Source organism: Salinicola salarius (genome assembly GCF_003206135.1).
GTDB lineage: Bacteria > Pseudomonadota > Gammaproteobacteria > Pseudomonadales > Halomonadaceae > Salinicola > Salinicola salarius.
Window position 1 is genome coordinate 246,431 of sequence record NZ_PZJT01000002.1, and the last position, 14,157, is coordinate 260,587.

Genomic DNA, 14,157 nt, shown 5'->3' on the forward strand with positions numbered 1-14,157 from the left:
GCGCCGGGAGAACGGGAGTGGATGTCGAGTCGCCGCGTGCCGGCATGCCGGTTTTTCGCTCATTCAATGCAAGGAATGCTTGAACTTGCGACATCATCGATCGTTTTTACGTCTGCGACTGGTCCTGCTCGTGCTGCATGGCTATGTCGGCTGGCGCCTGCTGCCCGAACTTTCGCTGGGCATCTGGAGCAACGTCGTCGGGGCCGGTTACCTGCTGACCAGTGCGCTGCTGATGCCCTGGGTGATCCGGGTAACCTGGCTCAACGGTCGCTGGTTCGCCTGGCCGGTCGCCGTGATGACGGGGGTGTTCTCCTTTCTGCTGCTGTTCACGTTGGCCCGGGACATTCTGCTCGCGACATGGCACGTGGCGACTGCGCCGACGGCCTTGCTGGTCACCGGTAGCGCCTGGGGCGTGCTGATCGCATCGTCCGTGCTGTCGATCTATGCGGTGTGGCAGGCGAGAAGAGTGCCACGGGTCGTCGACGTGTCGGTGCCGCTGGTCGGGCTGCCGGCTGCGCTGGAGGGGCTGACGATCGTTCAGTTGAGCGACTTGCATATCGGCCCGACGATCAAGCGCCAGCACTTGCAGCGCATCGTCGAACGGGTCAATTCGCTGACCCCGGATCTGGTCGCGATAACCGGTGATCTGACCGATGGCCGCGTCGCGGAGCTGGAAGAAGACCTGGCGCCGTTGGCGAACTTGAGAGCTCGCCATGGCGCATTCTGCGTGACCGGCAATCACGAGTACTACAGCGAGGCCGAGGCGTGGGTCGCCGCCTTTGAACGTCTGGGCATGCGCGTGCTGATCAACGAGTGCGACCCTGTCGAGCATGACGGGGCGGTACTGGCCGTTGCCGGCATTACCGATCTGTCGGCGGGGTACTACGTCCCGGCGCATCGCAGCGACCCGGTGCTGGCTGCCCGTGACATACCGCCGGGAGCGACGCGCCTGCTGCTCGCGCATCAGCCCAATTCCGCGCCCGTGGCGGCAGAGGCCGGGTTCGACCTGCAGCTTTCCGGCCATACTCACGGCGGGCAGATATGGCCCTGGAGCCTACTGGCGCGTCGTGCCAACCGCTTTCTGGCCGGGCTGGGCAAGGAGGGGCGGATGTGGGTCTATACCAGCCGGGGTACCGGCTACTGGGGGCCGCCGATGCGTTTTGGCGCGCCCGCCGAGATCACGCGGATTTGGCTGCGCCGGGCAGACTGAAGAGCCACGAGCCACGAGCCACGAGCCACGGCGGCGTCGGGCCGCTGTAAAAAAGAACGCCAGCGATGATGTCGCTGACGTTTTCGTGGAATAGCCGCGGTCTAATTTTTCGCAGCTCAGGCCGCCTTGGCTTTGCGGTTGAGGATATCCAGCAGCGTGTCGATGCGCTGGAAGCGATCTTCTTCCTTTTCCATGTCGCCGTGGAAGCGCAGCGTGTCGGCGCCGTCGAGCTTGTACTCCGCCGGCTGGCGCTGGATCAGTTCGACCAGCGTCATCGGGTCGACCTGCGGGTCGGGGCCAAAGATCACCCGGCCGCGTTCGGCTCCGGCTTCCAGCTTGGCGATACCGAGGCGCTCGGCACGCTGGCGCAGCCTCGTCTGGCGGAACAGTGTCTTGAGCGGCGCCGGTAGCAGGCCGAAGCGGTCGATCATCTCTACCTGCAGTTCCTTCAGCGCTCCCTCGTCGGCTGCGCTGCTGATGCGCTTGTACATGATCAGGCGCTGCTGAACGTCGGGCAGGTAGTCGTTGGGAATCAGCGCCGGCAGGTTGAGGCTGATTTCCGTGCCCTCATCGAGCGGGGCTTCGATATTGGGCGTCTTGCCGGCGCGAATCGCCTTGACCGCACGATCGAGCATCTGCATGTAGAGGCTGTAGCCGATGGTTTCCATCTGGCCGCTCTGCTCGTCGCCGAGCAGTTCGCCCGCGCCGCGGATTTCCATGTCGTGGCTGGCGAGCGTGAAGCCGGCGCCGAGATCGTCGCTTTGGCTGATTGCCTCGAGCCGCTTGATCGCATCCTTGGTCATCGCCTTGGGCGGCGGCGTCAGCAGGTAGGCATAGGCCTGATGGTGGCTGCGTCCGACCCGGCCGCGCAGCTGATGCAGCTGGGCCAGGCCGAACTTGTCGGCGCGCTCGATGATGATGGTGTTGGCGCTGGGCACGTCGATGCCGGTCTCGATGATGGTCGAGCAGACCAGCACGTTGAAGCGCTTATGGTAGAAGTCCGACATTACCCGTTCGAGGGCGCGCTCCGGCAACTGGCCGTGAGCCACGCCGACGCGGGCTTCCGGCACCAGCTCGCGGATCTTTTCGGCACTGGCTTCGATCGTCTTGACCTCGTTGTGAAGGAAGTAGACCTGGCCGCCGCGAAGCACCTCGCGCAGGATCGCCTCCTTGACCACCGGCTCGTTGCGCTGCTGCACGAACGTCTTGACCGAGAGGCGTCGTGCCGGGGGCGTGGCGATGATCGACAGATCGCGAATGCCGTTCATGGCCATGTTGAGCGTGCGCGGAATGGGTGTCGCGGTCAGCGTGAGAATATCCACCTCGGCGCGCATTTGCTTGAGGCGCTCTTTCTGAGCGACGCCGAACCGATGCTCCTCGTCGATGATCATCAGGCCCAGGTTGGAGAATTTGACCGACTTGGAGAGCAGCTTGTGGGTGCCGATGACGATGTCGGCACGGCCTTCTTCGATGCGCTTCAGGGCATCGCCTTCCCCCTTGCCGCCAGTGAAGCGCGAGAGCATCTCGATCTGCACGGCAGTATCGGCGAAGCGGTCGCGGAAGTTGTCATAGTGCTGCTGGGCCAGCAGCGTGGTAGGCACGAGTACCACTACCTGACGGCCGGAACTGACGGCCAGGAACGCGGCGCGCATGGCGACTTCGGTCTTGCCGAAACCGACATCGCCGCAGACGACGCGATCCATCGGCCGCGGCGCGGTCATGTCGGCGATCACCGCCTCGATGGCGGCGTGCTGGTCAGGGGTTTCCTCGAACGGAAAGCTCGCCGCGAAGCGCAGATATTCCTCGCCGGGCATGTCGCTGACGAATCCTTCCCTGGCCTCGCGCCGCGCATAGATGTCGAGCAGCTCGGCAGCGGTGTCGCGGACTTTCTCGGCCGCCTTGCGCTTGGCCTTGTCCCAGGTGTCCGAGCCCAGCTTGTGCAAGGGGGCGAGTTCGTCGGTAGCGCCGGCGTAGCGCGAGATGAGCTGAAGATTGTCGACCGGCACGTAGAGCTTGGCGCCGCCGGCATACTCCAGCGCCAGGAATTCGGCTGCCTGACCGCCGGCGGTAAGCATCTCCAGGCCCAGGTAACGCCCCACGCCGTGATGCTGATGCACCACGGGCGCACCGGGGCGCAGCTCGGAAAGGTGGCGCACGGCCAGCTCGTTGTCGTCGGTTGCCTTGGCGCGGCGGCGCGTCTGGCGCACGACTTCGCCGTAGAGCTCGGTTTCGGTGATGACCGCGATAGCGGGATCGCCCAGCCAGAGACCTTCGTCCAGCGCCCCCTCGGCGATCGCGAGCGGCTGGTTGCCATCCAGGAAGTTCTGCCAGCCATCGATATGGGGGATATCCCGATGCAGCGGCGCGAGTGCCTCATCCAGCGCTTCGCGGCGCCCGCGGGACTCGGCGACGAACAGAATGCGCAGATCACGATGAGCATCGAGAAACGCCTCCAGCGTCGCCAGCGGGTGCTGGGCGCGGGCATTGATCGCGACTGCCGGCGGTGATTGGGTCGCGCTGGCGATGGCGTGGCGTGAGGCCGAGTCGGTCACGAATTCGAGACGGGGGTGCTGTTTGATCGCGGCGAAGACTTCGGCCGCGGGCACGAACGCCTTCGCCGGGGGCAGCAGCGGGCGAGTCGGGTCGACGCCGAGATTCTCGTAGCGACCTTCGATCGAGAGCCAGTGATGTTCGGCAGCTTCGAAAACGTCGGGCAGCAGCGCAATGCGCGTCTGTTCCGCCAGATGTTCGAACAGCGTGGCGGTCTCCTCGAAGAACAGCGGCAGGTACTGTTCGAGGCCGGGAGAGGGAATGCCCTTGATCGCATCCACATAGAGCGGGCACTGCCGCGGATCGACGTCGAAGAGAGTTTCGAACCCTTCCCGGAAACAGGCGATCGCCGAGCGCGACAACGAGTACTCGTGCGCCGGCAACAGGTCGATGCGCTCGATCTTGTCCTGCGTGCGCTGGGTATCCGGATCGAAGCGCCGCAGCGTGTCGATCTCGTCGTCGAACAGGTCGATGCGCAGCGGGGCGTCAGTGCCCATGGGGAACAGGTCGATCAGCGAGCCGCGCATGGCGTATTCGCCCGGCTCGTAGACGGTTTCCACCGCGCGATAGCCGGCCCGCGACAGGCGCTCGCGAAAACTTTCCCGATCGAGCCGATCACCGGTCGCCAGCGTCAGCACGCGCCCGGCCACGTAGTCGCGTGGCGGCAGTCGCTGCATCAGGGTATTGATCGATGCCAGCACGATCCCCTGGGTGCCTTCCTGCAGTTCCCGCAGCGTCCTCAGCCGTGCCGAGACGATGTCCTGGTGTGGCGAGAAGCTGTCGTAGGGCAGCGTTTCCCAGTCGGGAAACGGCATTACCGGCACGTCGGCATAGAAGCGCAGCGTGCTCTCGAGGCGCTGCGCGCTTGCCGTGTCCGGCGTCACCACCAGCAGTGGTGCATCGTCGGCCAGGCGCGCCAGCGTCAGCGCGGTAGCGCTTCCCTGGGGCAGTTGGCAATAGGTAGTTTCGCGCGTGCCGGTCGGCAGAGGCGGGGCGAGCGGTGTGAAATGCGACATGAGCCTTTCGGAGAACGAATTTACGTGCAGGGATGATAGCAGGCTGTCGCAATGGCGGGGGTGTCGAGCCGCATTTCTTGCCTCGAGTGCCGTTGTCGAACGTCAGGCATCGGCGATGGCCCGTGTAGTGAAACTACAACATTTGCGACTACGCGGCGATTGCGGGGCGTTTCGTAGGATGCAGATAATACTCGGGTTTTTGGTCAGGCGGATGCTCTGAGGCAGTGTTGGCGACCACTGTGCGGACAGTGCCAGCGATCCGTTTGACCGACGCTGTCGATGCGCCAATTCGACCCCCCAATTCGATCAGAGAGAGGCCCGCTTGTGAGTCAGGAACAGCTCGATACCGTCTTCCAGGAGTGGCAGGACAACGAGGCTCGCGCGGAAGAGATGATTCCGCTTCTGGGTAAGCTCTATCGTCAGTACAACGTGATCCCTTCGCTGTTCGGGCGGTCGTTGATCAATCGTTCCGTGACGCGGATTCTCAAGAACCATCGTTATGTTCGCAAGGTCGAGGGAACCGAGCTTTCGGTCGCCGACACGCTGCCGATGGTGCGAGCCATGACCGAACTGAATCTGGGGCCGGCGCATATCGATATCGGCCGACTGGGCGTGGCGTTCAAGCACTCCGGCGAAAGCGATGTCGTGGCGTTTCTCGAGCGCGAGCTGGCCGACATCGTGGGTGCTCACGACGGCAGCGGCATGGGCGGGGAGCCTCAGGATGTCGTGCTCTACGGCTTCGGTCGCATCGGGCGCATTCTGGCGCGCATCCTGATCGAGAAGGCCGGTGGCGGTAACCTGCTTCGGCTGCGTGCCATCGTCGTTCGCGGCAGTGGTGACGATCTCGAGAAGCGGGCCAGCCTGCTGCGTCGCGATTCCGTCCATGGGCCGTTCTCCGGATCGATCGACATCGATCACGAAAACCATGCGCTGATCGCCAACGGTCACTACATCCGCATGATCTATGCCGATTCGCCGGCCGAGATCGATTACACCGTCTACGGCATCGACAACGCCATCGTCGTCGACAACACCGGCAAATGGCGCGATCGCGAAGGGCTGGCTCAGCACCTGCAATCCAAGGGGGTTGCCAAGGTGTTGCTGACGGCACCGGGCAAGGGCGATCTCAAGAATATCGTCCACGGTATCAATCATCAGACCATCGGCGAGGAAGACCGTATCGTCTCTGCGGCTTCATGCACCACCAATGCCATCGTGCCGGTGCTCAAGGCCATCGACGACGAATACGGGATCGTCCATGGCCATGTCGAGACCGTCCACTCCTACACCAACGATCAGAACCTGATCGACAACTACCACAAGGGCGATCGCCGCGGACGCAGTGCGCCGCTCAACATGGTGTTGACGGAAACCGGCGCGGCCAAGGCGGTAGCCAAGGCGCTGCCGGCGCTTTCCGGCAAGTTGACCGGCAATGCGATCCGCGTGCCGACGCCCAATGTCTCGATGGCGATCCTCAACCTGTCGCTGGAGAAAGAGACAGACCGCACGGCGCTCAACGAGTATCTGCGCCAGATGGCGCTGCATTCACCGATGCACAAGCAGATCGACTATGTCGATTCGCCGGAAGTGGTGTCGTCGGACTTCGTCGGCAACCGCCATGCAGGGATCCTGGATGCCAAGGCAACCATCGCCGACGGCAAGCAGGCGGTGCTCTACGTCTGGTACGACAACGAGTTCGGCTATAGCTGTCAGGTGGTGAGAATCCTGCAGTACATGTCCCGCGTCTGTCACCGGTACCTGCCGACCACGCCCTGATTCGTCCATTGAACTTTAGTCTAAAAAGTCTCGGCGCTGCCGAGACTTTTTCGTTGTCCGGCGGCCGGGTCGGCGTGCCGGCGAGTAGTCTTCGGGGGCCGGCATCATTATAATGGTGCGCGTTTTTCGGCGTGGTCCATCGAAGTCATGGGCCATGGAAGTCACCCTTTCTGATAAGAAAAGCATTCGGATTCCGTGACGTCACCTTCCTGTTCTTCCTGAGCCTTGCTGCGGGAGTCGGACATGCCTGGCGTCCGTCGAACCTTTTTCCTTATCGACATCAGATTCGACAACTGGGCGAGACTATGATCGAAGTCAAACGAGGCCTGGACCTTCCCGTTGCCGGGGCGCCGGAGCAGCGTATCGACGACGGGCGCGCCGTGCGCCATGTCGCGCTGCTCGGGTCCGACTATGTCGGCATGAAGCCGACCATGGAGGTCCGTGAAGGCGATCGCGTGAAGCGGGGCCAGGTGTTGTTCACCGACAAGAAAGTGGCCGGGGTTCGCTATACAGCTCCCGGCGCCGGCGAGGTGGTCGCGATCAACCGGGGCGAGAAGCGTCGCCTGCTGTCGGTGGTCATCAAGCTCGACGAGGAAGAGCAGAGCGAAGCCTTCACGGCCCACGGCGTGGATGGGTTGGCGTCGCTTTCACGGTCGCAGGTGGTCGATCAACTGGTCGAGTCCGGCTTGTGGACGGCGCTGAGAACGAGGCCCTTTTCCCGCGTGCCGGAACTCGGCGCGGTGCCGGCCGACATCTTCGTGACGGCCATCGATACGCATCCGCTGTCGGCCGATCCCACGGTGATCATCGACGCCGATAGCGACGCCTTCCGCCAGGGGCTGCAGGTCATCCGTCACCTGACGCCCGGCCGGGTCTTCGTGACTCGCCGCGGCAACGCGACGCTACCGGGCGATGATCTGGAGGGCGTTCAGGCCGAGGGCTTCGAGGGGCTCCATCCGGCAGGCCTGGTGGGTACGCATATCCACTATCTCTCGCCGGTCGGGCTGCAGCGTCAGGTATGGCATCTCGACTGTCAGGACGTGATCGCCATCGGCAAGCTGTTCGCCGAGGGGCGCTTCGATCCGACCCGCGTGGTCGCCATCGGCGGGCCGCGAGCCAAGAATCCGCGCCTGGTCCGCACCCGTCTGGGGGCCAGCAGCGAAGAGCTGCTCGAAGGCGAGATCGAGAAACCGGAAGATACCCGCGTCATCTCCGGATCCATCTTCGGCGGTACGCAGTGCGAGGGAAGTCGCCAGTTCCTGGGGCGTTTCCACCGTCAGTTCTCGCTGCTGGAAGAGGGCAACAAGCGCGCCTTCATGGGCTGGCTGTCGCCCGGTCGCAACCGTCATTCGGTCATGGGGATCTACGTCTCCCAGTTCCTGGGACTGCCCAACTACGCACCCAATACGTCGACCAACGGATCCGAGCGTGCCATGGTGCCGATCGGCGCCTACGAGAAGGTCATGCCGCTGGATATCATGCCGACCCAGCTGCTGCGCTCGTTGATCGTCGGCGACATCGAATCGGCCATGCAGCTCGGCTGCCTGGAGCTGGATGAAGAAGACCTCTCGCTGTGCACCTACGTGTGCCCCGGCAAGTACGAGTACGGTCCCATCCTGCGCGACAACCTGACCATGATCGAGAAAGAGGCCTGATGATGGGGATTCGCAATACGCTCGACAAGCTGGAGCCTCATTTCGAGAAGGGCGGCAAGTACGAGAAGTTCTACGCGCTCTACGAGGCGGTCGATACGATCTTCTATTCGCCCCCCAGCGTCACCAAAAGCATGACTCACGTGCGCGACGGGATCGACCTGAAGCGCATCATGATCACGGTCTGGGCCTGTACGTTCCCGGCCATGTTCTTCGGCATGTACAACGCAGGCCTTCAGGCCAACCTGGCGATTGCCGATGGCTTCGGTGCGATCGCTGGCTGGCGTGAAGCGGTGACCATGGCGCTGGCGGGGAGTCACGACCCGGGCAGCATCTGGGCCAATTTCGTGCTGGGGGCGACCTACTTCCTGCCGATCTATCTGGTGACCTTCGTCGTGGGCGGCTTCTGGGAAGTCCTGTTCGCGGTCAAGCGTGGCCATGAAGTCAACGAAGGCTTCTTCGTGACGTCGGTGCTGTTCGCGCTGACGCTGCCGGCGACCATCCCGCTGTGGCAGGTAGCGCTGGGCATTACCTTCGGCGTGGTGATCGGCAAGGAAATCTTCGGTGGAACCGGCAAGAATTTCCTCAACCCGGCACTGACCGGCCGCGCTTTCCTCTATTTCGCGTATCCGGCCCAGATCTCCGGTGATAGCGTATGGGTCCCGGCCGATGGCTATACCGGTGCCACAGCGCTGTCCAACGCCGCGCTCAACGGCATGGAAGGCCTGCATCAGCAGTACAGCTGGTGGGATGCCTTCTTCGGCTTCATCCAGGGGTCCGTGGGGGAAACCTCGACGCTGGCGATCCTGATCGGTGCGGCGATACTGCTGCTGACGCGCATCGCTTCCTGGCGCATCATGGCGGGTGTCATGATCGGCATGATCCTGACCGCATCGCTGTTCAACGCTATCGGTTCCGACAGCAACCCGATGTTCGCGATGCCGTGGTACTGGCATCTGGTACTGGGTGGCTTCGCCTTCGGCATGGTGTTCATGGCAACCGATCCCGTATCGGCGTCGATGACCAATAACGGCAAGCTGATCTTCGGCGCGCTGATCGGTGTGATGACCGTGCTGATCCGTGTGGTCAACCCGGCCTTCCCCGAGGGCATCATGCTGGCAATCCTGTTTGCCAACCTGTTCGCGCCATTGATCGATCACATTTTCGTACAGGCGAATATCAAGCGGCGCCAAAAGCGGCTTTCAGCGCTGGCGTCCACCGAGAAGGAGGCTGTCTGATGGCGAGCAACAACTCGATCAAGAAGACGCTGATCGTCGCATTTTCCCTCTGCGTCATCTGCTCGGTGGTCGTCTCGTCCGCGGCCGTGGTGTTGAAGCCGAAGCAGTTGCAGAACCAGGCGCTGGACCGCAAGAGCAACATCCTGCAGGTGACCGAACTCTACAAGCCGGGCGATGATGTCGAAGAGAAGTACGCCGAGCTGATCACGCCACGCGTGGTCAACCTCGAAACCGGCGAGTATTCCGACGATCTGGATCCGAATACCTACGATCAGTTCGACGCCGCCAGAGATCCGGCAACGTCGCGCACGCTGTCGGGCGATGACGATATCGCGGGTATCGGGCGCCAGGAGAAGTTCTCCACCGTCTATCTGGTCGGTGATCCCGACGACCCAGACCAGATCGTCATGCCGATTCGCGGCCAGGGATTGTGGGGGCTGATGGAAGGCTTCTTGTCCGTGCGCGGCGATGGCAATACCATCGTGGGGCTTTCCTACTACGACCAGTCCGAAACCCCGGGCCTGGGCGGCGAGGTCGACAACCCGCGCTGGAAGGCGAAGTGGGATGGCAAAAAGATCTACGAGGATGGCGACTACCAGGATCCTCAGATCCAACTCGTGAAAGGCGGTGCCAGCGGCGAGTACGAAGTCGATGCGCTGTCGGGAGCCTCGCTTACCAGCCGAGGCGTCACCAACATGTTGCGGTTCTGGCTGAGTAACGAGGGCTATGCCCCGTACCTCGCCCGATTCCATGACGATTCCCAAGGAGGAGCGTGAAGATGGCTACGGACTCCGTAAAAGACGTCGTTCTATCACCAGTCTTCAAGAACAACCCGATCGCCCTGCAGGTACTGGGGATCTGTTCTGCGCTGGCGGTGACCAACTCCATGAGCGTATCGCTGGTCATGGGGCTCGCGGTCATTGCCGTGACGGCCTTCTCCAGCATGTTCGTCTCGCTGATCCGCAATCACATTCCGTCGTCGATCCGCATCATCGTGCAGATGACGATCATCGCGTCGCTGGTCATCGTGGTCGATCAGGTGCTGCGTGCCTATGCCTATGACATGTCCAAGCAGCTGTCGGTGTTCGTCGGCCTGATCATCACCAACTGTATCGTCATGGGGCGCGCGGAAGCCTACGCCATGCAGAACGGCCCGGTGATGAGCTTTCTCGACGGCGTCGGCAACGGACTCGGCTATGCCGTCATCCTGCTGATCGTCGGCTTCGTTCGCGAGTTGCTGGGGTCAGGCAGCGTGTTTGGCCTGACCATCCTGCCGACGGTTCAGAACGGTGGCTGGTACGTGCCCAATGGCTTGATGCTGCTGCCGCCTTCGGCATTCTTCGTCATCGGCCTGCTGATCTGGGTGCTGCGTACACTCAATCCGGAGCAGGTCGAGAAGACGGAATACCGTATCGTTGCCAACAGCAAGGCCAAGATCAAGGAGACTGCCAATGTTTGAACACTATCTCAGCCTGTTCGTGAAGGCGGTCTTCGTCGAGAACATGGCCTTGGCATTCTTCCTGGGCATGTGTACGTTCCTGGCCGTCTCCAAGAAGATTTCTTCCGCCATCGGTCTGGGCATCGCCGTCGTCGTCGTCCTGACCATCACGGTGCCGGTCAATAACCTGATTCTCAATTACCTGCTCAAGGCGGGGGCATTGAGCTGGACTGGCCTCGAAGGTGCCGAGAACATCGACCTCAGCTTCCTGGGCCTTTTGAGCTATATCGGCGTCATCGCGGCGATCGTCCAGATCCTCGAGATGTTCCTCGACAAGTTCGTGCCGGCGCTCTACAACGCACTGGGCGTTTTCCTGCCGCTGATCACCGTCAACTGCGCCATCATGGGTGCCTCGCTGTTCATGGTTCAGCGTGACTACACCTTCGGCGAGTCGGTGATCTATGGTGCCGGCGCGGGTGCTGGCTGGGCGCTGGCGATCATGGCGCTCGCGGGTATCCGCGAAAAGCTCAAGTACAGTGATGTGCCCGGCAGTCTGCAGGGACTGGGGATCACGTTCATCACGGCCGGTCTGATGTCGTTGGGCTTCATGTCCTTCTCCGGCATCCAGCTTTGACGCCAGCAAGACCCATGGCGTCCAGGCAACGACATCAACGCAACAAGGAAATAGGAACCCGACATGGTTGATACATCCATCATCGTGCTCGGCGTCGTCATGTTCACCGTGATCGTGCTGGGGCTGGTGGCGGTCATCCTGGCCGCGCGCAGCCGGCTGGTCAGCAGCGGTGACGTGGCGATCGAGATCAATGGCGACCCTGACAACACCGTGACGACACAGGCCGGGGGCAAGCTGCTTCAGACGCTGGCCGCCAACGGCATCTTTCTGTCGTCGGCCTGCGGCGGCGGCGGCTCCTGCGCGCAGTGCAAGTGCCAGGTGAGCGAAGGCGGCGGCTCCATCCTGCCGACCGAAGAGTCTCACTTCACTCTGCGCGAGAAGAAGGAAGGCTGGCGCCTTTCCTGCCAGGTGCCGGTCAAGCAGGACATGAAGATCCGTGTCCCGGATGAGGTCTTTGGCGTCAAGAAGTGGGAATGCGAGGTCATCGAGAATCCCAACGTCGCGACCTTCATCAAGGAGCTGAACCTGAAGCTGCCGGAAGGCGAAGAAGTGGCCTTCCGTGCCGGTGGCTACGTGCAGTTGGTGGCGCCGCCCTACGACGTGAAGTTCTCCGATTTCGATATCGAGGAGCAGTATCGCGGCGACTGGGAGAACTTCGGGCTGTTCAACCTCACGCACAAGAACGACGAAGAGGTGATCCGCGCCTACTCGATGGCGAACTATCCCGAAGAGAAAGGGATCCTCAAGTTCAACATCCGTATCGCGACGCCGCCCCCGAAATCCAGCCATCCGCCGGGGCTGATGTCGACCTACGTCTTCAGCCTGAAGCCGGGCGACAAGGTGACCGTCATGGGGCCGTTCGGTGAATTCTTCGCCAAGGATACCGACGCGGAGATGGTGTTCATCGGCGGCGGTGCGGGCATGGCGCCGATGCGCAGCCACATCTTCGATCAGCTCAAGCGACTGAAATCCACGCGCAAGATGTCGTTCTGGTACGGCGCACGCTCCTGGCGCGAGACGTTCTACAACGAAGAGTACGATCAGCTGGCCGAAGAGTTCGACAACTTCGAATGGCATCTAGCGCTCTCCGATCCGCAGCCGGAGGATAATTGGGAAGGGCCGACCGGGTTCATTCACAATGTGCTCTATGAGAACTATCTCAAGGATCACCCGGCGCCCGAGGACTGCGAGTACTACATGTGTGGGCCGCCGATGATGAATGCCTCGGTGATCAAGATGCTGACCGATATGGGCGTCGAGCCCGAAAACATCATGCTGGATGATTTCGGCGGATGATCCAACGGCTTGAGCGCCGAGTGACGGGGCCGATCCTTCTGGGGTTGGCCCTGTTGCTATTCGCACTGCTGGCCGGGTGCGAGCGCGAACCTCAATCCTACCGGCTGGAAGGGCCGATTTTCGGCACCGGATTTCACGTGACCTTCTACGGTGACTACGACGACGAACAGCTCGACAGGATCGAGCATTCGGTCAAGGATGCACTGCATCGCGTCGACCGCCTGATGTCGACCTACAAGCCCGATTCCGAGCTGTCACGCTTCAATCAGGCAGCAGTGGGCGAGCCGTTCGAGCTCTCCCCGGAGACGGCCGAAGTGATTCGGGAAGCGATCCGCGTGGGTGACATGTCCAGCGGTGCTTTCGATGTCACGGTCGGATCGGCCGTCAACCTCTGGGGCTTTGGCCCGGATAAGCACCCGGATCGCGTGCCCAGTGACGACGAGATCGCGGCAGCGCTGAAGGAAGTCGATTATCGGGCTCTCCAGCTCGATGGCGATACGCTGACCAAGACCAAGCCGGTCTACGTGGATCTTTCCGGTATTGCCAAAGGCTACGGTGTCGACGCGGTCGCCCGGGCGCTGGACGACCTGGGGGTGAGCCGATACCTGGTCGAGGTGGGCGGCGAAATTCGTACACGAGGCGACAAGCCCGGCGACCAGCCTTGGCGGATCGCGGTGGAAAAGCCGGTCTCGAACGAACGTAGCGTGCAGCGTATCATTGAGCTGGATGATTCGGCAGTGGCGACATCGGGTGACTATCGCAACTATTTCGAAAGCGATGGCAAGCGTTATTCTCACACCATCGATCCGCGGACTGGTCGCCCGATCACCCACCATCTGGTTTCCGTGACAGTGATCACGGCTGACTGCATGACCGCCGACGCCTTGGCGACAGCCATCGATGTGTTGGGCCCAGACGCTGGTTATGCCATGGCCGAGCGTGAAAACCTGGCGGTCTATCTCGTTGTCAAAACGCCGGAAGGCTTCGAAACGCGTGTATCCACGGCGTTTCAAAACTATCTCAAAGATTCGGAAGAGGAGAATCAGTCATGACGATCTGGATTCTGGCCTTCGCCATCATGCTGCTGTTGGTAGGCGGCATGGCGATTGGCGTCATCCTCGGACGCAAGCCCATTGCCGGTTCCTGCGGTGGCCTCAATACCCTCGGTCTCAAGAACGGATGCGAGATCTGCGGCGGCAACGACGAGGTCTGTGAAGAAGAGAGTCGCAAGAATGTCGCTGGTGCGCGCCGGCGCAGCGATGAAAATCGCGGCGCGGATCTGGGCTACAACGCCGTCAAGCGCTGAGTAGCGGCAGTATTGGGTTCGTTTGTCGGTCGCCACGATCC

11 protein-coding genes are annotated in these 14,157 nt (G+C 62.1%); 10 read left to right on the forward strand and 1 reads right to left on the reverse strand.

Going from position 1 to position 14,157, the window contains the following annotated elements; all coding sequences use genetic code 11:
- Positions 1-85: 85 nt before the first annotated feature.
- Positions 86-1,210, forward strand: a complete 1,125-nt coding sequence (locus tag DOM32_RS02240; protein ID WP_110630785.1) for a metallophosphoesterase — start codon at positions 86-88, stop codon at positions 1,208-1,210.
- A 116-nt stretch (positions 1,211-1,326) separates the two neighbouring features.
- On the opposite strand, the gene mfd is transcribed toward DOM32_RS02240, so the two are convergent.
- The gene (gene mfd, locus DOM32_RS02245) at positions 1,327-4,776 is read right to left on the reverse strand and encodes a transcription-repair coupling factor (protein WP_110630787.1); all 3,450 of its coding nucleotides are present in this window, start codon (positions 4,774-4,776) and stop codon (positions 1,327-1,329) included.
- A 324-nt stretch (positions 4,777-5,100) separates the two neighbouring features.
- On the opposite strand from mfd, the gene DOM32_RS02250 reads away from it, so the two are divergent.
- The 9 genes from DOM32_RS02250 (at position 5,101) to nqrM (ending at position 14,116) form a co-directional block, all read left to right on the forward strand.
- Entirely contained in the window at positions 5,101-6,552 is a 1,452-nt protein-coding gene (locus DOM32_RS02250) for a glyceraldehyde-3-phosphate dehydrogenase (protein ID WP_110630788.1), read from the forward strand.
- A 305-nt stretch (positions 6,553-6,857) separates the two neighbouring features.
- A complete protein-coding gene (locus tag DOM32_RS02255) occupies positions 6,858-8,207 on the forward strand; it encodes a Na(+)-translocating NADH-quinone reductase subunit A (RefSeq protein WP_110630790.1) in 1,350 nt (449 codons plus the stop codon).
- Positions 8,207-9,442 carry an NADH:ubiquinone reductase (Na(+)-transporting) subunit B gene (locus DOM32_RS02260; protein WP_071233103.1) on the forward strand — a complete coding sequence of 412 codons (1,236 nt, stop codon included), beginning with the start codon at positions 8,207-8,209 and terminating at the stop codon, positions 9,440-9,442. Before DOM32_RS02255 ends, DOM32_RS02260 begins: the two co-directional genes overlap by 1 nt.
- On the forward strand, positions 9,439-10,218 hold the full coding sequence (locus DOM32_RS02265; RefSeq protein ID WP_110630792.1) for a Na(+)-translocating NADH-quinone reductase subunit C: 780 nt from the start codon (positions 9,439-9,441) through the stop codon (positions 10,216-10,218). The genes DOM32_RS02260 and DOM32_RS02265 overlap by 4 nt, the downstream gene beginning before the upstream one ends.
- A 2-nt stretch (positions 10,219-10,220) precedes the next feature.
- Positions 10,221-10,901, forward strand: coding sequence for an NADH:ubiquinone reductase (Na(+)-transporting) subunit D (locus DOM32_RS02270; RefSeq protein WP_071233101.1), 681 nt, complete (start codon positions 10,221-10,223; stop codon positions 10,899-10,901).
- A complete protein-coding gene (nqrE, locus tag DOM32_RS02275; RefSeq protein WP_071233099.1) occupies positions 10,894-11,514 on the forward strand; it encodes an NADH:ubiquinone reductase (Na(+)-transporting) subunit E in 621 nt (206 codons plus the stop codon). The genes DOM32_RS02270 and nqrE overlap by 8 nt, the downstream gene beginning before the upstream one ends.
- Before the next feature lie 63 nt (positions 11,515-11,577).
- Entirely contained in the window at positions 11,578-12,810 is a 1,233-nt protein-coding gene (nqrF, locus tag DOM32_RS02280; protein WP_071233097.1) for an NADH:ubiquinone reductase (Na(+)-transporting) subunit F, read from the forward strand.
- The gene (locus DOM32_RS02285; RefSeq protein ID WP_071233095.1) at positions 12,807-13,862 is read left to right on the forward strand and encodes an FAD:protein FMN transferase; all 1,056 of its coding nucleotides are present in this window, start codon (positions 12,807-12,809) and stop codon (positions 13,860-13,862) included. Before nqrF ends, DOM32_RS02285 begins: the two co-directional genes overlap by 4 nt.
- A complete protein-coding gene (nqrM, locus tag DOM32_RS02290; protein ID WP_071233093.1) occupies positions 13,859-14,116 on the forward strand; it encodes a (Na+)-NQR maturation NqrM in 258 nt (85 codons plus the stop codon). Before DOM32_RS02285 ends, nqrM begins: the two co-directional genes overlap by 4 nt.
- The last annotated feature ends 41 nt before the right edge of the window (positions 14,117-14,157 follow it).

Excerpts from the sequence above, each read along its gene's own strand:
- mfd (WP_110630787.1), bottom strand. The coding sequence starts at position 4,776 with ATGTCGCATTTCACACCGCTCGCCCCGCCTCTGCCGACCGGCACGCGC.
- DOM32_RS02255 (WP_110630790.1), top strand. The coding sequence starts at position 6,858 with ATGATCGAAGTCAAACGAGGCCTGGACCTTCCCGTTGCCGGGGCGCCG.
- DOM32_RS02260 (WP_071233103.1), top strand. The coding sequence starts at position 8,207 with ATGATGGGGATTCGCAATACGCTCGACAAGCTGGAGCCTCATTTCGAG.
- DOM32_RS02270 (WP_071233101.1), top strand. The coding sequence starts at position 10,221 with ATGGCTACGGACTCCGTAAAAGACGTCGTTCTATCACCAGTCTTCAAG.
- nqrE (WP_071233099.1), top strand. The coding sequence starts at position 10,894 with ATGTTTGAACACTATCTCAGCCTGTTCGTGAAGGCGGTCTTCGTCGAG.
- nqrF (WP_071233097.1), top strand. The coding sequence starts at position 11,578 with ATGGTTGATACATCCATCATCGTGCTCGGCGTCGTCATGTTCACCGTG.
- DOM32_RS02285 (WP_071233095.1), top strand. The coding sequence starts at position 12,807 with ATGATCCAACGGCTTGAGCGCCGAGTGACGGGGCCGATCCTTCTGGGG.
- nqrM (WP_071233093.1), top strand. The coding sequence starts at position 13,859 with ATGACGATCTGGATTCTGGCCTTCGCCATCATGCTGCTGTTGGTAGGC.